Here is a 22,968-nt window from a genome sequence, read left to right as displayed (position 1 = left end):
TCGGAGGCACCATGCGAACGTCCTTCCTGCTGCTGGCGCTGGCCGCGGCCGCGGTCTTCACCGCGCCCGCGGGGGCCGGGAAGGCGGCCCAGCTGCCGCCCGGGCAGGTGCAGATTGACATCCTGTACACCAGCGACCTGCATGGCCACATTGACACGCAGGCCGCCACGTTCATGAACCCGCAGTTCCCGCCGTCGCTGGGCGGGGGCGCGTCCGCCGCCACCTACATCGAGAAGGTGCGCGCGGAGGCGAAGGCCGCCGGCCGGGGGTTCCTGCTGCTCGACTCGGGGGACATGTTCCAGGGCACCCCGGTCGGGATGCACACCCAGGGAAAGGCCATCGTCGAGTGGATGAACAAGATGGGCTACTCGGCGGCCACCATCGGCAACCACGACTTCGACATCGGCTGGGACAAGGCCAAGGAGATGGTGGACCTGGCCACGTTCCCGGTGCTGTGCGCGAACCTGTTCGACACCGCCACCAACAAGCGCGTGGACTGGGTGAAGGACCGGGTGATGCTGGACGTGGCCGGCCTGAAGGTGGCCATCATCGGCATGATCACGGAGGCCACGGCGAGGATCTCGTTCTCGAAGAACGTGCAGGGCCTGACGTTCCTGCCGGTGGGCGAGATGCTGCCTGCGATGGTGAAGGCGGCGCGCGACGACGGCGCGCAGATCGTGCTGCTCCCGGTGCACGCGGGCCTGCCGTACAAGGCCTCGCTGGCCACCTACTATCGCGAGATGGTCGCGGCCGAGCAGCGGGGCGAGAGGCCGAAGACCCTCGAGGCGATGGAGATCGCCCGCTACGTTCCGGGCATCGACATCGTGTTCGCGGGCCATTCGCACCAGGGCTATGACGTGCCGTGGGAGGACCCCATCAACCACACGCTGGTGGTGGAGCCCTACGCCAACGGCTCGAGCCTGGGCCACATCACCGTCACCCACGACAAGGACGCGGGCACCATCGTGGGCTACGACACGCACCACGACCGCGGCGCGCTGGTCACCCTCTACGAGGACGAGTTCTGGCCCGACCAGGGCGTGGCCGAGGGCATCAACCTCCAGGTGGCGGAGGCCGAGCAGGGCCTGGACGAGATCCTGGGCGAGACGCGCGTGAACCTGGAGCGCGGCTCCGCCGAGAAGGGCCTCATGGGAGCGCTGGTCACCGACGCCATCCGCGAGCAGGCGGGCACGGACGTGGCGATCCAGAACACCGGCGGCGTGCGGGCGGACATAGCACCGGGGCGCATCACCAAGCGCGAGTGCCTCTCGGTGCTGCCCTTCGACAACGCGGTGGTCTCGGTCAGCATGAAGGGCGAGGTGCTGCGGCGGCTCTTCGAGCAGAAGGTCAGCCGGTGGGCACTGGGGCTGTTCATCTCGGGCGCCACCGCGAAGTACGACCCGACCCGACCTGCGGGACAGCGGATCGTCTCGATCGAGGTCGGGGGCGCGCCGCTGGACACAGCGAAGACCTACACCGTGGCCATGACCAACTTCCTGGCCGAGGGCAACAGCGGCCTGACCGTGATGCGCGAGGTGCCGGAGGACTCCGTGTACCAGACGCGCTACTCGGACCGCGAGTCGCTGGAGAACTACTTCCGCCGCCACTCCCCCGTGGCCCGCAGGAGCGAGTCGCGCTGGGTGAAGGTGGATGAGCCGCTGACGCCGTCGCCGTAGGCGGGGCAGCCGCAAGCTGGCGGCCAGGGCGGGAAAACCAGGACGCGTAACTACAGGCGCGGGACAGATGCCAGGCGCCGCGTGCGGCAGACAGCGACACGAAATGCGAGGGCCGGTCCGGAATCCCCGGGCCGGCCCGTCGCATTCATGTGGGGCAGGCATTCATGCCTGCCGGCCCCAGGCGCAGCTCAGGCATGAAAGCCCGGACTGCGGCGCGCCTACCGGAACACCGGCACCGCCACCATCACCGGCCGGTGGTCGGACAGGTCGTCCTGGTAGGTGGGCAGGTAATCGCCCGGCCGCAGCGTCACCACGCGGGCGCGCGCGAACACGGGGCAGGCGGCGCGGTTGATCATCCAGTGGTCAATCAGCCGCGCGGAGGCCGGGTGCGAGTAGAGGTCGGACCTGCCGGTGATGCCCATGGTGAGGAACTTGTAGTCCGTCGAATCGGACAGCAGGCTGGTGAACGAGTTGCGGTCCGGCGCGTCGGTGAGCACGCCGTTCCAGTCGCCCGCCACCAGGTAGGGCACGCCGGGCCGGGCCGTCTGCTGCAGGTCGAGGTACTGGCGGATCTTGAAGTTGGCATCCCGGCGGCGAGCCAGATCATCGGCGGTGCTGCCGGCCTTCAGGTGCAGCACGATCAGGCGGAAGGAATAGGTGCGGTTGTTGGCCGTCGCGGCGATGTCCAGCTCGAGGGGCGGCCTTGGAAACGCGCTGAAGTCCCCGGTGAAGATGGGCGTGACGGAGCGGACCGTGATCACCGAGGTCCGGTAGATCACCCCGGTCTTCTGGTAGTTGCCCGGGCTGTACTGGTCCGGGGAAACCAGCCCCGCGTAGCCCGGCAGCCGGGCCAGGACCGAGTCGAAGCTGGACACGCTGGCGATCTCCTCCACCGCCCAGAGGTCCAGGCTGGCGGCCGAGATGATGCGCGCCGCCATCTGGATGCCCACGCTCGCGGGGTGGCTGGAGGGGAAGTTCAGCATGTTCCAGGTGGCCAGGTCGAGCGTGGTGTCGGTGCCGACCGCGGCCAGCTCGCCCGGAAACCCCGTGCCCACCGCGGTGCGCCCGCAGCAGGGCGTCGCGGAATCGGAGGGATCGCAGGTGGCTGGCGGGGGCTGGGTGTTGGGGTCCAGGCGGGCGCAGCCGGCCAGCCACAGCAGCGGGCAGATCGTCGCGGCCGCCGCGAGCCGCCGGAGGGCGGCGACGGACAGGCACGGGATGCGTGACACGAAACGGGGCGCGAATCGCGAAGTCGGACGCAAGGATTCCTCGGGCCCGTGGGGTCGGCGGGCGGGCGTGAGCATGGACGGGAACAGGGACCAGCGTGCGGGCCTGCGGACGGCCGCTCCGGGGGTCGCGGCCTCCCGGTGGGACTGCCAGAATACCACAATCGCGGCCCGGAGCGTGTGCTAGGCTACGATGTCCGAAAGGAGTCTCTGCGAGGGATGGACCTGTTCGCGCCCGTCGTCCGACATGTGGTGGCCCCGCTGCAGGCGTTTCGCGAGGGCCGCCCGGTGTACCGCATCCTGCGCGAGCTGGAGCGCACCCAGTACCTCCCTCCCGCCGAGATCCGCGCCCGCCAGGAGGAGAAGCTCCACGCCCTGATCGCGTGGGCCGGCGAGCGCTGCCCCTTCCACGCCGGGCGCTTCCGGGCCGCCGGACTGGACCCCGCCAGCTTCAGCATGGACGACTTCCGCCGCCTTCCGCCGCTTACCAAGGCCGACGTGCGCGCCCACGGGGCCGACCTGCTGGCACGCGGCTTCCCCGAAGCGAAGCGCCTCGCCAGCAAGACCGGCGGCTCCACCAGCGTGCCGCTGCAGTTCTTCGTGGACTTCGACAGCAACGTGCGCAAGACCGCGCTGGCGCTGCGCAACAACTCCTGGGCCGGCTGGAACGTGGGCGACAAGGTGGCGATGGTGTGGGGCGCCCACGACCTGAACGCCAGTCTCAAGATCCGGCTGCGCAACCTGCTGCTGGACCGGGCCATCGCGCTGGACACGCTGCGCCTCGACGCGGCCATGATGCACGACTTCGCGCGCCGCATGCGCTCCCACCGGCCGACGGTGGTGTTCGGGCATTCTCACTCCATGTACATCCTGGCTTCCTTCATGCGCCGGCACGGTTACGGCGCGCCCACGGTGAGGACCGTGATCAGCACCTCCACGGTGCTGGCCGACATCGAGCGCGCCACGCTGGAGGACGTATTCCAGTGCAAGGTATTTGACCGCTACGGGTGCGAGGAAGTGAGCCTCATAGCCAGCGAGTGCGACGCGCACTCGGGCATGCACCTGAACTCCGACCACCTGCTGGTGGAGTTCCTGGTGGAGGGCCGGCCCGCCGCGCCCGGGGAATGCGGCGAGATCCACCTCACCGACCTCACCAACGTGGCCATGCCCTTCATCCGCTACCGCGTGGAGGACGCCGGCACCCCCACCGACCGCGCCTGCCCCTGCGGGCGCGGCCTGCCGCTCATGGAGAAGGTGCAGGGCCGCGTCGCGGACTTCATCGTCACACCGGAGGGACGGGTGATCTTCGGCGTGTCCATCCTGGACAACTTCACCGCGAAGTTCCTGGGGCTGGAGCGGGTGCAGATCGTGCAGGAGCGGATGGACCACCTGCTCTTCCGCGTGGTGAAGGGCGCGGACTTCACGGACGAGGTGCTGGCGGCGTTCCGCGCGCGGATCCCGGAGTTCTTCGGGCCCACCATGAAGTACGACTTCGAGTTCGTGGACCAGATACCGCGCGAGGCCAGCGGCAAGTACCGCTTCACCATCTCGAAGGTCGCCAACCCGTTCCAGGAAGCGGCCGACAGGAGCCCCAACCCGTGAGCCTGGGCACCCGCTTCTCCGGGGAGTTCTACCTGGCGCGATCGCCGGAAGGCGCGCGCCCGCCCGCCCCGGGCGAGGTGGTGGCGCCGGCCACCGAGGCCGACGTGCCGGACCTGCTGCGCGTGGCGGAGGCGGTCCACGGCCCCGGCGGGCGCACCGCGGCGCTGTTCACCGACCGGCTCCGCCGCGGGCTGAGGCCCTACATCCTGCGCCACGACCACACGGCGGCGGCGTTCCTGTGGGTGGGCCTGCAGCGCTATTCCATCTATCCGCTGCGCCTCTCGCTGCTGCTCGCCGGAGGCGCGGGCTATGTGTTCGACGAGGCCACCTCCCCCGACTTCCGGCGCCAGGGCATGCTGGGCAAGCTCTTCGCGGCGGCCTGGGAGCGGGAGGGGCTGCGCGTGGCGGTGGCGTGTATCGCCACGTCCAACGCGGCGTCGCTGGCTGCGAACCGGCGGATCGGGTTCGCGCCGGAGTGCAGCGTGGTGATGTCGCGGTTGCTGGCGCTGCGAACGCACACGGTGCGGCCCGCGGAAGGTGGCCCGGCGCTTCGCTTCCGATCGTTCGCGCGCCCGGGGAGCAATCCCGTGGCGCTCAGCTGCCGGCTGGACGAGCACGGACTGGGGGACTTCCGGATGTCGCACCAGGACACCGGCCCGGGCGGCGGGGACGCGGACCTCGATTCCGCCTGAACACCGGGCTGCAGGCGAACCACCGTTCAATCTCGACGGATCTCATTCCATCCAGGGAGCGACGCATGAACTACCGGAGGCTGGGCAATTCGGGGCTGCAGGTGAGCGAACTTTCGCTTGGCGCGTGGATCACCTACGGCGGGGCAGTGGGCGCCGACGTGGCCCTGGAGTGCATGAAGGCCGCCTACGAGGCGGGCGTCAACTTCTTCGACAACGCCGAGGTGTACGCGCGGGGCAACGCCGAGATGGTGACCGGGCAGATCCTGCGCAAGCTCGCTTGGCCCCGCGCCAGCTACGTGGTCTCCACCAAGTTCTACTGGGGCCTCACCGACGGGCCGAACCAGAAGAACACCCTGTGCCGCAAGTACCTCATGGCCGCCATGGACGGCTCGCTCACCCGGCTGCAGCTGGACTACGTGGACCTCGCATTCTGTCACCGCCCCGACCCCGGGACCCCGGTGGAGGAGACGGTGTGGGCCATGCACGACATGGTGCAGCGCGGCAAGGCGCTGTACTGGGGTGTGTCCGAGTGGGACGCCGCGGGCATCCGGCAGGCCTACGAGATCGCCGAGCGGCACCACCTGCGCAAGCCAGTCACCGAGCAGCCGCAGTACAACCTGTTCCACCGCGAGCGCGTGGAGCAGGAATACGAACCCCTGTGCCGGGATTTCGGCATGGGGCTCACGGTGTGGAGCCCGCTGGCCTCGGGGCTGCTGAGCGGCAAGTACAACGAGGGCGTGCCCGCCGGCTCGCGCCTGGCCACCCCCACGCTCGGCTGGCTCAAGGAAGACGTGCTGCGCGCCGAGCGCATCCAGAAGGTGCGGCAACTGGCCTTCGTCGCCAACCGCCTGGGCTGCACCATGGCCCAGCTGGCGCTGGCGTGGTGCCTCAAGAACCCGCGCGTGAGCAGCGTGATCACCGGCGCGACCCGCGTGGAGCAGGTGCGCGAGAATCTCGGGGCGCTGGAGGTGGTGCCGAAGATGACCGACGACGTGATGCGCCAGATTGATGCTGTAATGGAGGGTGGCGCCTGAGCCCTGAACGCGTGGCCCGGGTTGCGGGGGGCGGCTAGACCGGGTCCTCGTGATGGTGCTTGATGACCCGCGCCTGCGCCACGAAGATGGCTTCCTCGGCCACGTTGGTGGCCAGGTCCGCGATCCGCTCGAGATTGCGGGCCACCAGCAGCAGCTGCACGCACATCGGCACGCTGGCCGGCTCCGAGATCATGCGCTCCTGGAGAATCCGCAGCGTCTCGTCCTCGAGGGCGTCGGCCTCGTCGTCGTCCGCGCACACGCTGCGGGCCGAGCTGCTGTCGCGGGCGGTGAAGGCGTCCAGCGCGCGCTGCAGCATACCCGTGGCGGCGCCGGCCAGGCGGTCCAGCTCCGGCGGCATCGAGACGGTGTTGGGCAGCCGGGTGAGCTCGGTGACGGTGCGCCCCACGTTGATGGCGTGGTCCCCCACCCGCTCCAGGTCGGTGGCCACGTGCAGCGCCGCGGTCACCAGGCGCAGGTCGGTGGCGATGGGCTGGCGCAGCGCCAGCAGCGTGAGACAGCGTTCCTCGATGGCCAGCTCCAGCCGGTCCACCTCCAGGTCGTCGGCGCGCAGCTCCGAGGCCAGCAGCGCGTTGCGCGTGCGCAACGCCGCCATGGCCTTGCGCACCATCTCCTCGGCGCGCCCGCCCATCTGCGCCAGCAGGGCCGAGAGATCCGCCAGCTCCTGATCCAAGTGACGTTCCATATCCTTCTAAGATAGCACGGCCACGCCGCTCGATTCTCCACCAACCCATCACTTTCCGCGCGTGTCCGCGGAGTTTACAGCCCGTTTACAGCCGCGCGCGCCGCGGGCCGCGGACTCCAACGCGTCCGAAACTCCCGGGGAGTAGTTCACACGGTCTTTACACGCCTGAAACCCTCCCAGTCCGCCCCGGCTGAGATCATGGCATCCCAAGGGAACAGAGAAGCGTGTCGCATCACGCGCCGGGACGCGGCGGGCCGGAGAGCCCGGCGGACCCGGCTATCCGGACTCTTCACGGAGGTGACCTTGCTGCACCGCATCACGGCCCCGGTGGCGCTGATGATCCTGCTGGCCGCAGGCAGCGCCCGGGCCCAGGACGCGCCCCCTGCCCCGCCCGACTCCGCTGCCTCGACCCTGGAGAGCATCGAGGACCTGCGCCAGGAGCTGAACGCCGCACTGGCCGACCTCAGCGCCCGGCTGAACGAGGTGCGCAACCGGCAGTCGCAGGCATCCGTGGACGGCGTGCTGTTCCTGCGCTGGAGCGACGACCTGAAGAAGACGCCCGGGTTCAACGAGTTCGGCGTGGACCGCGCCTACCTGAACGTGCGCGGCAGCCTGAACCGCAGGGGCGTGTACCGGCTCACGCTGGACGCGGAGCGCACCACCGGCGAGCGCCTGTTCGACTACGTGAAGTACGCCTACGACGGCGTGGTGTTCAGCCCCAGCGCAACCGTGCTCCTCGGCATGCAGCAGACCCCGCTGGTGGACTTCGAGGAAGGCATCTGGAAGTACCGATTCGTCCAGAAGGTCCTCTCGGACAACGAAGGCAAGCTGACCAGCTCGGACCTGGGACTGGGAGCCGAGGGCATCCTCAACCGCAAGCTCGCCTACAAGGTGCTGGTCTCCAACGGGGAAGGTTACAAGAAGGCGGAGGCGGACCGGGCCAAGGACCTTGCGGGCCGGCTCACGTACACGGTCCTGCCGGGCCTGCGACTGTCGGCCTTCGCGAACTACGGGCTCATTGACACGAGCAAGGCCCGCGCCGCCAGCCTGGTGCGCCACCGCTACGCGGCGTTGCTGAGCTACGAACAGCCCCGCTACACCGTGCTGGCGCAGGCCCTGGGCGCGGAGGACCAGTCCAGGTCCGATGCGCAGCGGGTGCAGTCCGGCGGCGTGAGCCTCGGCGGATCCTGGGAGGCGGTGAGCGACTGGCGCCTGTTCGGACGCTTCGACATGTACGACCCGGACCGACTCAAGCCCGACAACGCGCACTTTCGCGGCCTGCTCGGCGTGAGCTACGCGTGGGGCAGCAATATGGTCGTGGCGCTCTCGAACCAGTGGACCACCTACGGCGCCCTGGCCACCGACAAACCCACGCGACCCGACGGGAAGACCTACAACCCGAACCAGGTCGCGCTCCAGGTCCAGGTCACCTACTGAGCCGGAATCGAAAGGAGAAACACCTCCCATGCTGAAGATCCTGAGCCGCTCGCGTCCCCTCGCCGCCCTCCTGGCCGCGGGCCAGCTGCTCGCCTGCGCCTCGCAGGTGCCTGCGGCCGGCCTCACGGGCGCGGGGGCCACGTTCCCCTACCCGCTCTACTCCAAGTGGTTCGACGAGTACGCGAAGCTGAACAAGGGCGTGAACATCAACTACGCTTCCATCGGCAGCGGCGGCGGCATCCGCCAGATCACCGAGGGCACCGTGGACTTCGGCGCCTCCGACGCGTTCATGACCGAGGAGCAGATGGCCAGGGCCCCGGGCATCCTGCATATCCCCACGGTGCTCGGCGCGGTGGTGGTGATCTACAACGTGCCCGGCGTGCCCACCGGACTCAAGCTGGACGGCGAGACCATCGCCGGCATCTTTCTGGGCCAGATCACGAGCTGGGACGACCCCAGGATCAAGGCCGCCAACCCCGGAGTCGCGCTCCCGGATCTGGCCATCACCGTGGTGCACCGCAGCGACGGCTCGGGCACCACCAACATCTTCACCGACTACCTGAGCCGCGTGAGCACCGCGTGGGCCAAGTCGGTGGGCAAGAACACCGCCGTGAACTGGCCCGCGGGGCTGGGCGCGAAAGGCAACGAGGGCGTGGCCGGCCAGGTGCTCACGCTCAAGGGCTCCATCGGCTACACCGAGCTGGCCTACGCCGTGACCAACAAGATGGCGTTCGCCAGCGTGAAGAACCGCGCCGGCGAGTACGTGGCGCCCGGCGTGGGCGCCACCACCACCGCGGCGGCAGCCGCGGCGGTGAGAATGCCCTCGGACCTGCGCGTGAGCATCGTGAACCCGTCGGGCAAGGGCGCCTACCCGATCTGCGGATTCACCTACCTGCTGGTGTTCAAGGACCAGAAGAACCGCGGCAAGGGAGAGACGCTGGCGAAGTTCCTGTGGTGGGCCATCCACGACGGGCAGAAGTTCGCCGCGCCGCTGCTGTACGCGCCGCTGCCGCCGGCGGTGGTGGCGCTGAACGAGGCCAAGGTGCGCTCGCTGGCCTCCGGGGGGAGCCCGCTGCTGAAGTGAGCACGACCGTGATCCAGGAACCCGCGCGGCTCACGGACCCCGCGCCCGAGTCGGCCCCGCCCACGAGTGTTCCGGCGTGGACGCGGCCCAGGCGCCGGGTCGGCGATGCCGTCTTCAAGGGCCTCGTCGGCGGCTTCGCCCTGGCCGTCGTGGTCCTGGGCCTGGCCATGGCCTGGGAGCTGCTCCAGGCCTCCATGCCCTCGATCCGCGCCTTCGGCTGGAAGTTCCTGTGGACCAGCACCTGGGACCCGGTCCAGGAGGTGTACGGGGCGCTGCCGTTCATCTACGGCACGCTGGTGTCCTCGCTGCTGGCGCTGCTGATCGCGGTGCCTCTGGCGCTGGGAATCGCGAGCTTCCTCTCGGAGCTGGCCGGCGGCACGCTGAGCCGCATCCTGGGCTTCCTGGTGGAGCTGCTGGCGGCGGTGCCCAGCGTGATCTACGGGCTGTGGGGCATCTTCGTGCTGGCCCCGCTGCTGCGCGAGGGGCCGCAGGCGTGGCTGGCGCAGCACCTGGGCTTCCTGCCGTTCTTCAAGGGCCCGCACTACGGCGTGGGGATGATGGCCGCGGGGCTGATCCTGGCGATCATGATCCTGCCCACCATCTCGGCGATCTGCCTCGAGGTGTTCCGCGCCGTGCCGCGTGCGCAGCGCGAGGCCGCGCTGGCGCTGGGTGCCACGCGCTGGGAGACCACGCGCATGGCGGTGTTCTCCTACGCGCGCTCCGGCATCCTGGGTGCGGTGATCCTCGGCCTGGGCCGCGCCCTGGGCGAGACCATGGCGGTCACCATGCTGATCGGCAATCGTCCGGAGGTGAGCGCGTCGCTGTTCGCGCCCGGATACACCATGGCCAGCGTGCTGGCCAACGAGTTCGCCGAGGCCTCCGGGGACCTGTACATCTCGGCGCTGATCGAGGTCGGCCTGGTGCTCTTCGGGCTGACCATCCTGCTCAACATCGTGGCCCGCTGGCTGGTGTGGCGGACGGTGGGCCGCTTCGGGGGGACTCCGGCGGCATGAGCGTGACCCCAACCCCGCTGCCGTCCGCGCGACGCGCGGGAGCTCCGCACGGCCCCGGCTCCTCGCGCCGCCCCCAAGCGTCGGGTGGCCCCATGGGCGCGCGGGAGCCCGCGGCCCGCTCCGACGCACGCCACCTGCGCCGCCGCGCGCTCAACGTGGTGATGACCGCGGTGTCCTTCCTGTGCGTGCTGCTGGCGCTGATCCCGCTGGTCAGCGTGTTCGCGTACATCCTCGGCCAGGGCGCGCAGGCCATCAACCTGGACTTCTTCCTGCACCTGCCCAAGCCCGTCGGCGAGGCCGGCGGAGGCATGGCCAACGCCATCGTGGGCACGCTGGAACTGGTGGCCCTCGCCTGCCTGGTGGGCCTGCCCTTCGGCATCCTGGGAGGCATCTTTCTGGCCGAGTACGCCGACTCGCCGCTGGCGCGCACGGTGCGCTTTACCGCCGACGTGCTGAGTGGCGTCCCCTCCATCGTGGTCGGGGTGTTCGTGTTTGCAATGGTGGTCCGGCCCATGAAGTCCTTCTCCGCGATCGCGGGCGGGGTGGCGCTGGCAATACTGATGATCCCCACGGTGATGCGCACCACCGAGGAGCTGATGCGGCTGGTGCCGGGTTCGTTGCGCGAGGCCGCCCTGGCCCTCGGCGTCCCGAAATGGCGCACAATTCTCCTCGTGGTGCTGCAGAACGCGCGCGGCGGGATCGTGATGGGCATCATGCTGGCCATCGCGCGCATCGCCGGCGAGACCGCTCCGCTGCTGTTCACTGCGCTGGGCAACCGGTTCTGGTCGGTCACTCTCCACGAGCCCATCGCCTCGCTGCCGGTGCAGATCTTCACCTACGCCATCTCCCCCTACGAGGACTGGCACCGCCAGGCCTGGGCGGGCGCGCTGGTGCTGGTGTTCATGGTGCTGGTGCTCAACGTGATCGCCCGCACCGCCATCCGTGCCCGCGCGGGGAGCGCGCGATGATCCCGCGGCCGGCAGGCGCCAGTGGTCCGCCCGGCGGGGGCGCCCCGCAGGGCGCGCCCGCCCCGGAGGGCGCGACGGCGCCGGAGCGCGGCGGGCACATCGAGGTGCACAGCCTGAGCGCCTGGTTCGGGGCCCAGCAGGCGCTGCACGACGTCACGCTGGACTTCGCGGCGCGCAGGGTGACCGCCATCATCGGTCCCTCGGGCTGCGGCAAGTCCACGCTGATCCGCACCCTGAACCGGCTCCACGAAGTGGTGCCCGGCGCACGGCACACCGGCCGCGTGCTGCTGGACGGCGAGGACATCTACGCCCCCGGCGCCGACCCGGTGCGCGTGCGGCGCGAGGTGGGCATGGTGTTCCAGCGGCCCAATCCCTTCCCCAACATGTCCGTCCGGGACAACGTGCTGGCCGGCTTCAAGCTCAACTCCCAGCGCCTGGCGCAGGCCGACGAGGTGGTGGAGCGCACGCTGCGCGCCGCGGCGCTGTGGGACGAACTCAAAGATGAGCTGGCCAAGCCCGGCGCCAGCCTCTCCGGCGGGCAGCAGCAGCGGCTGTGCATCGCGCGCGCCCTGGCGGTGGAGCCTCGGGTGCTGCTCATGGACGAGCCCTGCTCGGCGCTGGACCCGGTGTCCACGGCCAAGATCGAGGAACTGATCTTCGAGCTGAAAGCCAACTTCGCGATCGTGATCGTCACCCACAACATGCAGCAGGCAGCGCGCGTGAGCGACTCCACCGCGTTCCTGATGCAGGGCCGGCTGATGGAGTTTGGGCCCACCCGCAAGATCTTCACCTCGCCGGAGAACAAGCTCACCGAAGACTATGTGTCGGGGAGATTCGGGTAGGCGGTTCCCTCGGAAGCCTCAATGCATTGCACTGCAATAAGTTACATGAATGTGGGGAAATAATCACATAGCTGCATGGCATCCGCGCGCTGCGCCATGGTATACTTCCGTATCTCGTTCGATGAAGTTCCCCCTGCGAAGACGGGAACAGCGTCTCGTCCCGGGCGCGCCGCCCCCAACCGGAAGCGTTCCGCCCATGACCCCCGACCATGCCCCTCACATGGAGGACTTCCAAGTGAAACGTCTCCTTCTCGTCCCCATCCTCGCCCTGGGCTTCGCCCTGGCGCTCCCGCCGGCGGCGCATGCCGCGTTCACCGGCACGCTCTACGGCACCTACTTCAGCGGCCACACCGTCGCGCGCGTCAGCGTGACCGGCGGGCTGGTGAGCGGATCTCCGGTCACCATCACCGCTCTCGACGGCTCCGACGGCATCACGTGCACGCCCGGCAAGACCGAGCTGATCGTGGGCGGCCAACTCTCGAACAACATCTACAAAGTGGATCCCGCCACCGGCACCTTTACGCAGCTGAACAACAACATCCCCGACCTGCTGCCGGGCGCGTTCCACGTGGTGTTCAACCCCGCGGGCACGCAGGTGTGGACCGGCGGGTTCTACAACGCCAACGTGGGCTGGGTGGACTACGCCACCGGCGCCACGCACCAGGCCGCGGTCACCGGGACCGACAACGGGGTCATCACTGGCGTGGTGTTCGCGCCCAACGGCGACCTGTACGTGAGCGACGCCGACGAGCACGGCGGCGGCAGCATCTACCTGCTCAACACCACCACGTTCGCCACCACCAAGGTGTTCACCTCGGCCAAGACCTCGCACGGTCTGGTCTACGACGCCTACACCGGCCACTTCCTGGTCATGGGTGCACTTCTTGGTAGGCTAAACTTTCGGGTGTATTGCCTGCTGGGGGACGGCGAGTCCCAGGAGGGACAGGTGTGGGAGGCCGCTTTGGCGGCCGGGAACTACCGTTGCCCCAACCTGATCGCCTTGCTGGACTACAACCAGTCCCAGAACGAAGGCCCGCTGGTCTACCTCGACCTCACCGCGGCCACGCCGGCCCCGGTGATCAGCGGCGACCTCGGCTTCGGCCTGGACGACGTCACCGGCTGCATCAGCGCCCCGCCCCCGCCGCCCGAGGACTGCAGCAACAAGGCCCTCTCATGGGGCTTCTGGAAGCAGCAGTGCAGCACCAGCGGCGGCAGCTACCGCACGTCGGGCTCCGGTGGCGGTGGCTACGGTGGCGGCAGCTATGGCGGCGGCGGCCACGGTGGCAAGGGCGGCGACGACGGCGAGGACCGCGACCACCATGGCGGCGGCAACGTGAAGGTGAGCCCGGAAGAGATGGCCAAGCTGCTCGCCTGCGTGACCGCCAGCAGCCAGGTGTTCGGCCCGAGCGGCTGCTTCACCGCGAGCTGCGCGCTGCTCAACACCAAGACCACCAACATGCAGATCAAGGCCGCCCAGCAGTACCTGGCGATGCTGCTCAACAAGTGCTCCGGGCGGGTGTGCGACGACCTGGTGGTCACCTGCGGCGGGCGCTGCGGCATGGGCGGCACGCAGGTGACGGTCGGTGACGTCATTGCGCGCATCGAGTCCAGGCTCTGCCTGCGCGGGCTGAGCCAGTCCGAATACGCGGAGCTGAACGGCCTCGCCGAGTGCGTCAACACCTCGGCGGAGTCCGGCGGATCCTCTTCGTCCTCGGACATGGTGGAGTCGATCGTGTCGGTGCCGAACTTCCGCGTGGCGCTGGCCAGCGGCAACCCGGTGCGCCTGAGCGGCGGCAACAGCGTGATCTTCCGCGTGAACATGCCCTCGCTGGGCGTGGTGAGCCTCAGCATCTACGACGCCGCCGGGCGCCTGGTGGCCCAGCCGCTGCGCGACCGCGCGGTGGGCGGCGAGACCACCGTGTCCTGGGACGGCCGCACCCTGATGGGCGCGCGCGGCCAGGCCGGCGCGTACTTCTACCGGGCGCGTGCGGGCAGCCAGACGGTCACTGGGAAGTTCGTGGTGATCGAGTAGGCTGGGGCAGACAGTCGCCTGAAATGCTCGGGGGCGGGCCTCTCCTCACGGAGACGCCCGCCCCTCCAGCTTCCGGCGGATGGACGGTGTCGCTTCCTCAGTCACCCGCCGGTGGATACACCCTTCGAACCCGGGGCGACCACAGGTTCAGCGCAAACCCGGTGACCATCCCCGCCTCGATGCCGCCCACGATGTAGTAGGCCTGCCGGTCCTCCAGATGGATCGGGTGCCCCTCGACCACGATGCTCCTTGATGATCCCGTCCAGAGCATGTGCCCGACAATCGCGCCGACGACTCCTAGTCCCAGCGCGAGCGGAATCCGCGCCGGGCGGCTCGTCTCGAGCGTCTGCACGTCGGTCCACGGCACGGTCATCGGAAGGCGGAGCGCATCCGTGGGCACGGGGTCTTCGAGGGATTCGAAGGTGATGCCCTCGGGCGTTGCCCGCGGAGCCTTGACGTAGATGCGGAGGGAAGACGTCTCCAGACGGCCGTGGGCCGCGTTCTCGAGGCCGGCCGCGACCGTGGCAATCGTGGTGGAATCCACGGGGCCCGGGCGCTCCATGGGAGGAACCGATGCGGGCCAGATTGGGCAGAGGATGGGAAGGAGTGCGGCAACGAGACAGGAGGCGGCCGTCATACGAGTCTCCGTTCGGGTCTGGAATGCCTCGGCGGTGCGGAGTCTATCGGTACAACTTCCGGAGCCGGCTCCAGGTGGCGGGCTTCACCGGGGTAATCAGCTCCTGGTGCCAGTAGAGCATATCGTGCACATAGTCGAAGGCTGCATAGTCCTTGACGACCGCCCCATCCACGAGGAGGAGGGTCTCACCCTTCTCACCGCTGCCGCACGGCAGCCTGTACTCCGGGTGAATCACCACTGGCTCGGGGTTGCTGTCGTCGCCCACCAGGTGGCCGGAGCTTCCGCTCAGGTCCAGCGTGAATCCCAGCACGGCGTACTCCACGGATGGGTCCCGCGTCACTCCCGCAGATCCGACCGCGGACAGCCAGATCACACCCCTGCCATGGGGGGTGACGCACGCGTTTGATCCGGTAGTCCAACAGCAGTAGGAACTGCCGTCCTGGTAGATCGCAAGACTCGGCACCGCAGGCAGGGCCTTGAATACATCCGGCCAGAGGCTCGCGAAAGGCCCATTGAACCCACCCAGTTGCAATGTGTAGTTCGCCTCGGCCGGGCCGCCGGGCCGCACCTGCCACGCCTGTGGAGGGGTGGTGATCGCCAGGAACCAGTCACTGGATGGGGGAGAACCGTAGCTGTACCAACTGGCCTTGCCGAACGCGAGCTGGACGTCCGCGCCGCGGAAGTTGTGAATGCCCCTGACGGTGACCAGCGCCTTCACCGAGGCGGCGGTGGAGTAGGGACTCGTTGCAGCGGTGGTGTTGTCGACCAGCCAGTAAATCCGGGCCGAAGCGCCGGCGTTCTGGCCGGCGTGGAGCGGGGAGGCAGCCACGAAGAAAACCAGGACCAGGAGTTCGAAACGCGAAAGCCAAAGCTTCATGCGATGGCCTGCGCTTCGTGGCAGGAATTCCGATCCTCTCATACGATCCCTTCACACCTTCGATTCGCGGCGGTGCGAAACCTATCGGTACAGATTCCGCAGCCGGCTCCACGTGGCGGGCTTCACCGGAGTGATGAGTTCCGAGTGCCAGTAGAGATGATCGTATCCGTTCTCAAACGAGTTGAAATCCTTGACGGTAGCCCCGTCCACGGTGACCATGACGCTACCCTTCTCACCAGTGCCGCAAGGCAGCCGGTAGTTCGGCTGAATCACCACGGGCTCGGGGCTGTCGGAGTCGCCCGCCAGGTGGCCGGCGTTGCCGCTCAGGTCCAGCGTGAAACCGAACACGGCATATTCCACGGCTGGATCGCGCGCCATTCCCGCACTACCGGCAGAGGATAGCCAGATGACTCCCCTGCCATTGGGGGTCAGGCATGCCGTGATCCCGGAGGTCAGGCAGCAGTACGGTGTTCCATCCTGCGAACTCGCAACATTCGGCACCGCCGGCGCCACCTTGAAGACGTCCGGCCAGATGCCAGCGGACCCTCCGTTGAACCCTCCACGGTAGGCCGCGTAGTTCGCCTCCGCGGGACCGCCCAACTGCCCCTGCCAGGCCGGCGGAGGGGTGGTGAGCGCCAGGAACCGGTCATGGTCCCCGGGGACGTAGACGTACCAGTTCGCCTTGCCGAACACGAGCTGGACGTCCGCCCCCCGAAAGTTGTGGACGCCCTTGACGGTGACCAGGGCCTTCACCAAAGCGGCGTTGGAAAAACGGCTCGCCGAAGCGGTGGTGTTGCTGGTGAGCCAGTAGATCCGGGCCAGGGCGCCAGCATTCTGCCCGGCGTGGAGCGGGGAAGCGATCAGGAGGATGGCCAGCGGCAGGAGCACGAAACGCGGTAACCAAGGCTTCACGGGCGGCCCCCCTTTCCGGTCAAGGCATCCGACCCTGTTGCCCATTATGAATCTAGGCTTGAAGTATCAACTCGTCAAGGCGGCTGCCACCGGAATCTCCACCCGGAACACACTCCCCCGCCCCAGTTCACTCTCCACCCGCACGCTCCCGCCATGCAGCTCCGCCACGTGCCGCACGATGGAGAGCCCCAGGCCCGTGCCGCCCAGCTCCCGAGAGCGCCCCTGGTCCACCCGGTAGAATCGCTCAAAGATGCGCGAGAGGTGCTCGGCGGGGATGCCGGGGCCGGTGTCGCGGATCTCGCAGAAGGCCACGCCGGCCTCCCGGCCCACGCGCACGCTCACCGAGCCCTGCTGGGTGTATTTCACGGCATTGTCCACCAGGTTGGCGATGGCCCGCTCGAGCATGTCGACGTCTCCCGAGACCGCAACCGGGCCGCCGGGGTCGTGCCACTCCAGGGCGAGGCTGCGTGAGGCGGCCGCGTCGCGGAAGGACTGGACGACGCCGCGGGCCAGTTCGGCGAGATCCACCGACTCCTCCCCCGCGCGCACGCCGGGCTGCTCCAGCCGCGCCAGCTCCAGCAGGTCCTCCACGATGCGCTGCAGCCGCTCGGAGTGGCGCTCGATCTTCTCCACGAACGCACGCCGGTGCGCCTCGTCCTCCAGGCCGCCGTCCAGCAGCGTCTCAGCGGAGCCGCGGATCAGGGTGAGCGGGGTCTTCAGCTCGTGCGACACGTTGGCCACGAACTCCTGGCGCACCCGCTCCAGCAGCTTCACCCGCGAGAGATCGTGCATCACCAGCAGCTGGGCGCCGGTCCCGGCACCGCCCAGGTTCACTACGGCGGCCTCGACGGTGCGCTGCACGGGGCTGAAGAAGGTGATCTCCTCGGTCAGGGCGTCGGCGTGGCCGCGGGCGCGCTCCAGCAGGCCCGCCAGGACCGGCTGGCGCACTTCCTCCAGGAAGCGGCTGCCGGGCGCGGGCGGCTGGGCCAGCCCCAGGATGGCGGCAAAGCCGCGATTGGCGTGCACCACGCGGCCGTCGGCGCCCACCAGCACCACCCCGTCCACCATGTGCGCCAGGATGCGCTCGCGCTGGTCGCGGCCCTCGGCCAGCTCGCGCAGGCGTTCCTCCAGGCGCGCGGCCATCTGGTTCAAGGAACGGCCCAGGCGGCCCACCTCGTCGTCGGGCTGCTCCGGGGCGCGCGCGTCCAGCTCGCCCTGGCCCATGCGGCGCGCGGCGTCCAGGGCGCGGCGCAGGCGGCCGCCCAGCACGCGCGCGGAGAGCAGCGCCAGCGCGGCGGCTGTGAGGAAGGCCACGACCAGCGAGAACAGCAGCAGGCGCTGTTGCTCGCGCTCCTCGTTGGCCAGGCGCGCCTGGGGAACGGCCATGCGCAGGACCGGCTTGGTGGCGCGCTCGGAAGGCAGCGGGACGGCGCCGTACCACAGGTCGAGTCCCAGCGTGTGCGAGTGGCGGCGGGCCCAGCCCTGGCCGTAGGCGCGGGCCTGGGTAACCTCGGGGCGGTCGTTGTGGTTCTCGACGAGGGTGAGGCTGTCGAGGGAAACGTCGCTGTCGCCGAGCAGGCGGCCGTCGGAGTCAACGAGGGTGATGCGGGCGCCGGCGGCGGCGCCCATGCGGTTGCACCAGGCGTCCAGTTCGCGGGAGTCGTGGCGTTGGAGGGCCGAAGTGGGAAGTGCAGCGGCGGCGAGAGAGAGTTCGCGAAAGGCCCAGGCCCGCTCGCGCGCCTCGAACAGCCGGGTCTCGAAGCGGTGCGCCTGCCAGCCCAGCACGGCAAGTCCGGCCGCCAGGACCAGCAGGAACCCGCCGAACAGTCGCTGCGCGAAGGAACCGCGCAATCAGGCCTCCGAGTGGCGGGGGGTCAGTCCCCCGTGGACTGTTGGAAGCGGTAGCCGGAGCCGATCACGGTCTGAATCAGGTCACTGCCCTTGCCCAGCTTGGCGCGCAGCCGACGCACGTGCACGTCCACGGTGCGCGTCTCGCCCAGGTAGTCGTAGCCCCACACCTTGTCCAGCAGTTCCTCGCGCTTGCACAGCCGGCCAGCGTTGCGCGCCAGGTAGTAGAGCAGGCCGAACTCGCGGCGAGTGAGCTCCAGGGCCTTGCCGCGGTAGGAGACCTCGTGGCGCACCGGGTCCACGCGAAGACCCGCGGACTCGATGGGCTCGTCCTCGCCGGTGGCGCGGCGGCGGCGCAGCAGCGCGCCCACGCGGGCCGCCAGCTCACGCGGGCCGAAGGGCTTGGTGAGGTAGTCGTCGGCGCCGTATTCGAAGCCCAGGAGCTTGTCCATCTCGGAGCTGCGCGCGGTGAGGAGCAACACCGGCAGATCGGCGGTGGCCGGCTCCTCGCGCAACGAGCGCAGCACGGTGAGCCCGTCCATGACCGGCATCAGGAGGTCCAGCACCACCGCGTCCGGCGGCGAGGCCAGCGCCCGCTTGAGCGCCTCCGCGCCGTCGCGGCAGGTGATCACGCGGTAGCCGGCCTTTTCCAGGTTGTACTGGACCAGTTCCCGGATGTCCTGCTCGTCGTCCACGACGAGAATGGTGGGATTCATCGCGCGCGTGTCTCCTCCGCCCCGGCCGAGATTAGGCGCACCGGGTTTGGAACACAATGCCCGGCCAATTCGGGCATTCCTCGCATGGTCTGCAGGTGGCACAAGGATAACGGTTTTCCGGGCCGGGGAGATGTAAAGGGGCTGTTAATTCAGGTGCCGGATTTCACGGGTACGGAACGGGCGCGCCACGCTGCCGAGCGGCCCGCCGGCTACGATGGAGTCGAAGAAAGGGGTCGTGAACGTCGCCGGAAGCCTCGGGGGGAGCAATGGACGCAACGGAAGCGACGCTGACGCTGGAGATGGAAGAAGACCACGAGTGTTACGTGGGCAGCCTGGACCTGGAGGGATTCCTGGCCAGCCTGCCCGAGATTCTCCGCACCTGCCTGGAGCATCGCCGTGGGGCAACGCCGGAGGCCGAAACCAGCCTGGATCCTGCCTGGGGATTCGAGGGCCCCGGTCCGCTGTCCACCGCGCCTGCGACTGGGGGGTGCGAAGTCTGAGGGGATCAGCGCGCGGCCACCTCGCGCGCGATTCCGTAGAGGAGCCGCAGGCCCGGCTCGATGCTCTTCAGGGGCAGCCGCTCGTCGTTGCCGTGCATGCGCCCGGCGTCGGCGGCTTCCAGGGGGAACGGGTCAATGCCGTAGGCCTGCATGCCGGCGGCGCGGAGCGTTCCGGAATCGGTGGCGCCGCTGGACATGATCGGCACCACCGGGGCGCCCGGGAAGAGCCTGGCCGCGATTCTGCGCGCGGCTTCGACCACCGGCCCCGCGAAGTCCGAATGGGGCGGCTCGGGGCGGTTGTAGGGCTTGAAGGTGACTTTCACGCCCGGCTCTCCGGCACGGCGTTCCAGCTCGGCTCGGACAACTTCGGGGTCCGTGCCGGGAAGGAGCCGGGCGTTCACCGTGGCCTCGGCGCTTCCCGGGATCACGTTGGAGCGGGAGCCCGCCTTGAGGATCGTGGGCACCACGGTGGAGCGCAGGACCGTCTCCATGCCGGGTAGCTTCTCCACCACCTTCGCCGCCTCCTCCAGCCTCGTCGAATCCTCCAACTGCTCCATAACCGCGCGCACCGCGGGGGTCTGGATCTCGGCCACGCCGCGGAAGAACTCGCGCGTGGTGGGCGTGAGGCGGGCCGGCAGGGGTGCGGCGATCTTCGGCAGCGCGCGGGCCAGGGCCACGATGGCGTTGTCCGGGGGCGGCATGGAGGAGTGCCCGGCGGTGCCGGTGGCAGTCACGGTGTAGTTCACGAAGCGCTTCTGGGAGGTCTGAAGCCCCAGATAGCGCACCCGGCCCTGCTCCAGCTCGGTGGCCCCGCCCTCGTTGATGGCGTACTCGGCGGCGATGTCGGCGGCGTGGTGCTCCTGCATCCAGTCCACGCCCACGGTGCTGCCGGACTCCTCGTCGGCCTCGGCGAGGAAGATCACGTCGCGGTCCAGGGGCACCTTCGCGCGGTGCAGCCACACCAGCGTGAGCGCGCAGCCGGCGGCCATGCCCTTGTCGTCGATGACCCCGCGGCCGTAGAGGGCGCCGTCGCGCTCGGCCATCTGGAATGGGTCGGACGCCCACTTGTCCTTCTCCACCCCTACCACGTCGAGGTGCGCGAGGAAGAGCAGGGGGCGCTTTTTGCCCGAGCCCTTGAGGCGGGCCACCAGGTTGCCGCGGCCGGGGGCGGACTCGTAGACGGTGCAGGGGATGCCTTCCTGGTCGAAGAGCAACTTGAGACGGCGGGCGGCCGCGAGTTCGTTGCCGGGGGGGTTGGTGGTGTCGAGGGCCACTAGATCGGCCAGGAGGGACTTAAATTCGGAGACTGCGGCGGGCCAGGGGGGCTCGGGGGCGGCGGCCTGGGCGGCAGTGCAGAGCGGGAGCAACCAGATGAGCGCGAGGATCGCGACGGGGATTGCTCTCTGGCCCAATGCGGCGCGGATCATGGTGCGTCTCTCCAATGGCCGGCTGATGAGGGGTTGTGACTGCACGGAGGCAGAAGATAGCAGGTCAGGCGGGCTTCTTGGCTGGAATCCCGAGGCGCTTCATGAGGGCAAGCAGCGTGGTGCGCTTGAGGCCCACGATGGCGGAGGCAGCGGTCTTGTTCCAGTTGGTGCGCGTCAGGGCGCGCATCACCTTCTCGCGCTCCAGGTCCTGCGCCTCCTGGAATGACAGCACGGGGTTGTCGGTGCTCTCGTCAAGGTGTTCGCTGCGCAGCACTTCACCGACGTCCAGCCCGAACACAGCCCGCTCCATGGCCCTGCGCAGCTGCCGCACGTTGCCGGGCCACTCGCGGGCGCGCAGCGATTCCCAGAAACGGTCGTCCACCGTGACCGAGCGGCCCATCTGGTGCTCCAACTCCACTAGGAAATGGCGGGCGATGTGCTCGATCTCCTCGCGACGCTCCCGAAGCGGAAGCACCTTGAGCACCACGCCCTCGAGCCGGTAGTACAGGTCCCCGCGGAACCACCCCTCGAGGACTCCCAATCTCAGGTCACGGTGCGTGGCTGCCACCAGGCGGAACTTGACCTTGCGCGTGAGGGTGTCCCCCACCCGGCACACTTCCCCGCACTCCAGCGCGCGAAGCAGGCGTGTTTGCGCTCCTGGCGGAAGCTCGCCGACTTCATCGAGGAAGAGCGTGCCATTGTGGGCGCGCTCGAAGACGCCGGGCCGGTCTACGACCGCTCCTGTGTATGCGCCGCGCACGACACCGAATAGCTCGGCCTCGACGAGCTCCCGCGGCATTGCGCCACAGTTCACAGCCACCCAGGCACCGTTGTTGCCCCGCAACTCGTGGACTGCCCGGGCGAAGAGCTCCTTGCCCGTGCCCGTCTCGCCGAGGATCAGCACCGGCATGTAGGTGTCCTTGTAGCGCTCCAGCAGGTCCAGGTGGCGGGAGGTGCTGACGTGCGCCACCACCATGCCATAGCGGAACCGCGGCTTCGAGGAGGATTCGTCCTCGGCGTGGCGCTCCCATTCCAGCTTGCGTGTGACGCGGTCGAAACAGCCCTTGGCGCCAGCGGCGCTGTAGAAGTTGCGCGCCTCGTAGAGCACCTCCCGACGCTGTGCCGGTTCGTCCCATGCCGCCAGCACGAACGCCCAGGACTCCAGGAGACGACCCCGCTGGACCATCTCGTCCATGGCCCAGATCTTCTCGCGGGCAACACGGTAGGCTTGTTGAATCTCCTCGCGCTTGCCGCGGCCTGCCGCCACCAGCATGCGGATGCGGGACATGACAGCGGCCTCGTATGGCTCCGGAATCGCCGATGCGACTTCCTCGCCATGGTCCAGCGCTTGCTCTGCCTCGTCGTAGCGGCTGAGCATGGCCAAGGCTTCGGCGCGGCGACGTTCCGCCTCCACCACCACGTCGCCCCGGGGAGCGATCCGCATCCCAATCTCAAGGGCCTTGTTGTACTGCTGAAGAGCCTGCCGGGTCTTGCCCTGCTCGAAGAGGAGGTCGCCGAGGTATTCGTGGGCGATGGCTTCGGTGCGGGCAAAGCCCCGTGACTCGCATACCGACAGACACTGGTCAAGAGTCTTCTTCGCAAGTCGATGCTGCCCGCTGAGGATATAGCAGTTACCAAGCGCAATGCGCGCACTGTTCGCTTGAGAACTGCCGAACTTCTCGAACAACGCGGCGGATGCTCGCAGTGATTCGATGGCTTGGGCAATACTCCCAGACTTGCAC

At 69.0% G+C, this 22,968-nt stretch carries 20 protein-coding genes; 11 read left to right on the top strand and 9 right to left on the bottom strand.

The window, feature by feature from the left end; all coding sequences use genetic code 11:
* Positions 1-11 precede the first annotated feature (11 nt).
* Complete coding sequence (locus HZB25_12725; GenBank protein ID MBI5838094.1) at positions 12-1,676, top strand: bifunctional metallophosphatase/5'-nucleotidase; 1,665 nt, start codon at positions 12-14, stop codon at positions 1,674-1,676.
* 218 nt (positions 1,677-1,894) lie between these two features.
* Here the strand turns inward: HZB25_12725 and HZB25_12720 are convergent, their stop codons facing one another.
* The gene (locus tag HZB25_12720; protein MBI5838093.1) at positions 1,895-2,938 is read right to left on the bottom strand and encodes an endonuclease/exonuclease/phosphatase family protein; all 1,044 of its coding nucleotides are present in this window, start codon (positions 2,936-2,938) and stop codon (positions 1,895-1,897) included.
* A 183-nt stretch (positions 2,939-3,121) separates the two neighbouring features.
* Here HZB25_12720 and HZB25_12715 point away from each other — a divergent pair, with 183 nt between their 5' ends.
* The 3 genes from HZB25_12715 to HZB25_12705 all read left to right on the top strand — a co-directional run bounded on the left by HZB25_12715 (position 3,122) and on the right by HZB25_12705 (position 6,230).
* On the top strand, positions 3,122-4,504 hold the full coding sequence (locus HZB25_12715; GenBank protein MBI5838092.1) for a phenylacetate--CoA ligase family protein: 1,383 nt from the start codon (positions 3,122-3,124) through the stop codon (positions 4,502-4,504).
* Positions 4,501-5,196 carry a GNAT family N-acetyltransferase gene (locus HZB25_12710; protein MBI5838091.1) on the top strand — a complete coding sequence of 232 codons (696 nt, stop codon included), beginning with the start codon at positions 4,501-4,503 and terminating at the stop codon, positions 5,194-5,196. The genes HZB25_12715 and HZB25_12710 overlap by 4 nt, the downstream gene beginning before the upstream one ends.
* A gap of 65 nt (positions 5,197-5,261) precedes the next feature.
* Positions 5,262-6,230 carry an aldo/keto reductase gene (locus HZB25_12705; GenBank protein MBI5838090.1) on the top strand — a complete coding sequence of 323 codons (969 nt, stop codon included), beginning with the start codon at positions 5,262-5,264 and terminating at the stop codon, positions 6,228-6,230.
* A gap of 34 nt (positions 6,231-6,264) precedes the next feature.
* Here HZB25_12705 and phoU read toward each other — a convergent pair whose 3' ends face one another.
* Complete coding sequence (phoU, locus tag HZB25_12700) at positions 6,265-6,921, bottom strand: phosphate signaling complex protein PhoU (GenBank protein MBI5838089.1); 657 nt, start codon at positions 6,919-6,921, stop codon at positions 6,265-6,267.
* Between the two features lie 315 nt (positions 6,922-7,236).
* On the opposite strand from phoU, the gene HZB25_12695 reads away from it, so the two are divergent.
* From HZB25_12695 to HZB25_12670, 6 genes are all read left to right on the top strand, one after another.
* Positions 7,237-8,370 carry a hypothetical protein gene (locus HZB25_12695; protein ID MBI5838088.1) on the top strand — a complete coding sequence of 378 codons (1,134 nt, stop codon included), beginning with the start codon at positions 7,237-7,239 and terminating at the stop codon, positions 8,368-8,370.
* Between the two features lie 28 nt (positions 8,371-8,398).
* Positions 8,399-9,454 (top strand): phosphate ABC transporter substrate-binding protein PstS, encoded by a 1,056-nt coding sequence (pstS, locus tag HZB25_12690; GenBank protein ID MBI5838087.1) that lies wholly within the window; start codon positions 8,399-8,401, stop codon positions 9,452-9,454.
* Between the two features lie 11 nt (positions 9,455-9,465).
* Positions 9,466-10,467 (top strand): phosphate ABC transporter permease subunit PstC, encoded by a 1,002-nt coding sequence (pstC, locus tag HZB25_12685; GenBank protein MBI5838086.1) that lies wholly within the window; start codon positions 9,466-9,468, stop codon positions 10,465-10,467.
* Positions 10,468-10,559: 92 nt separating this feature from the next.
* Positions 10,560-11,435 (top strand): phosphate ABC transporter permease PstA, encoded by an 876-nt coding sequence (gene pstA / locus HZB25_12680; protein ID MBI5838085.1) that lies wholly within the window; start codon positions 10,560-10,562, stop codon positions 11,433-11,435.
* Entirely contained in the window at positions 11,432-12,277 is an 846-nt protein-coding gene (pstB, locus tag HZB25_12675; GenBank protein MBI5838084.1) for a phosphate ABC transporter ATP-binding protein, read from the top strand. The genes pstA and pstB overlap by 4 nt, the downstream gene beginning before the upstream one ends.
* Positions 12,278-12,512: 235 nt before the next feature.
* Positions 12,513-14,309 (top strand): T9SS type A sorting domain-containing protein, encoded by a 1,797-nt coding sequence (locus HZB25_12670; protein MBI5838083.1) that lies wholly within the window; start codon positions 12,513-12,515, stop codon positions 14,307-14,309.
* Between the two features lie 97 nt (positions 14,310-14,406).
* Here the strand turns inward: HZB25_12670 and HZB25_12665 are convergent, their stop codons facing one another.
* From HZB25_12665 to HZB25_12645, 5 genes are all read right to left on the bottom strand, one after another.
* Positions 14,407-14,853 carry a hypothetical protein gene (locus tag HZB25_12665; protein ID MBI5838082.1) on the bottom strand — a complete coding sequence of 149 codons (447 nt, stop codon included), beginning with the start codon at positions 14,851-14,853 and terminating at the stop codon, positions 14,407-14,409.
* Between the two features lie 136 nt (positions 14,854-14,989).
* Positions 14,990-15,823 (bottom strand): hypothetical protein, encoded by an 834-nt coding sequence (locus HZB25_12660; GenBank protein ID MBI5838081.1) that lies wholly within the window; start codon positions 15,821-15,823, stop codon positions 14,990-14,992.
* Between the two features lie 81 nt (positions 15,824-15,904).
* The gene (locus HZB25_12655; GenBank protein MBI5838080.1) at positions 15,905-16,711 is read right to left on the bottom strand and encodes a hypothetical protein; all 807 of its coding nucleotides are present in this window, start codon (positions 16,709-16,711) and stop codon (positions 15,905-15,907) included.
* 90 nt (positions 16,712-16,801) lie between these two features.
* A complete protein-coding gene (locus HZB25_12650; protein MBI5838079.1) occupies positions 16,802-18,586 on the bottom strand; it encodes a HAMP domain-containing protein in 1,785 nt (594 codons plus the stop codon).
* Between the two features lie 23 nt (positions 18,587-18,609).
* On the bottom strand, positions 18,610-19,299 hold the full coding sequence (locus tag HZB25_12645; protein ID MBI5838078.1) for a response regulator transcription factor: 690 nt from the start codon (positions 19,297-19,299) through the stop codon (positions 18,610-18,612).
* 266 nt (positions 19,300-19,565) lie between these two features.
* Here HZB25_12645 and HZB25_12640 point away from each other — a divergent pair, with 266 nt between their 5' ends.
* Positions 19,566-19,799 (top strand): hypothetical protein, encoded by a 234-nt coding sequence (locus HZB25_12640; protein MBI5838077.1) that lies wholly within the window; start codon positions 19,566-19,568, stop codon positions 19,797-19,799.
* Positions 19,800-19,804: 5 nt separating this feature from the next.
* On the opposite strand, the gene HZB25_12635 is transcribed toward HZB25_12640, so the two are convergent.
* Both HZB25_12635 and HZB25_12630 read right to left on the bottom strand, forming a co-directional pair.
* Positions 19,805-21,226: a M20/M25/M40 family metallo-hydrolase gene (locus tag HZB25_12635; protein MBI5838076.1), complete on the bottom strand. Its 1,422-nt coding sequence runs from the start codon at positions 21,224-21,226 to the stop codon at positions 19,805-19,807.
* A gap of 64 nt (positions 21,227-21,290) precedes the next feature.
* Positions 21,291-22,913: a sigma 54-interacting transcriptional regulator gene (locus HZB25_12630; GenBank protein MBI5838075.1), complete on the bottom strand. Its 1,623-nt coding sequence runs from the start codon at positions 22,911-22,913 to the stop codon at positions 21,291-21,293.
* Between the last annotated feature and the right edge of the window lie 55 nt (positions 22,914-22,968).

The organism is Candidatus Eisenbacteria bacterium (assembly GCA_016235265.1).
Lineage (GTDB): Bacteria > Eisenbacteria > RBG-16-71-46 > RBG-16-71-46 > JACRLI01 > JACRLI01.
Note: the sequence above shows the minus strand (reverse complement) of the source record. Positions and strands in the feature narration are given on the sequence as shown.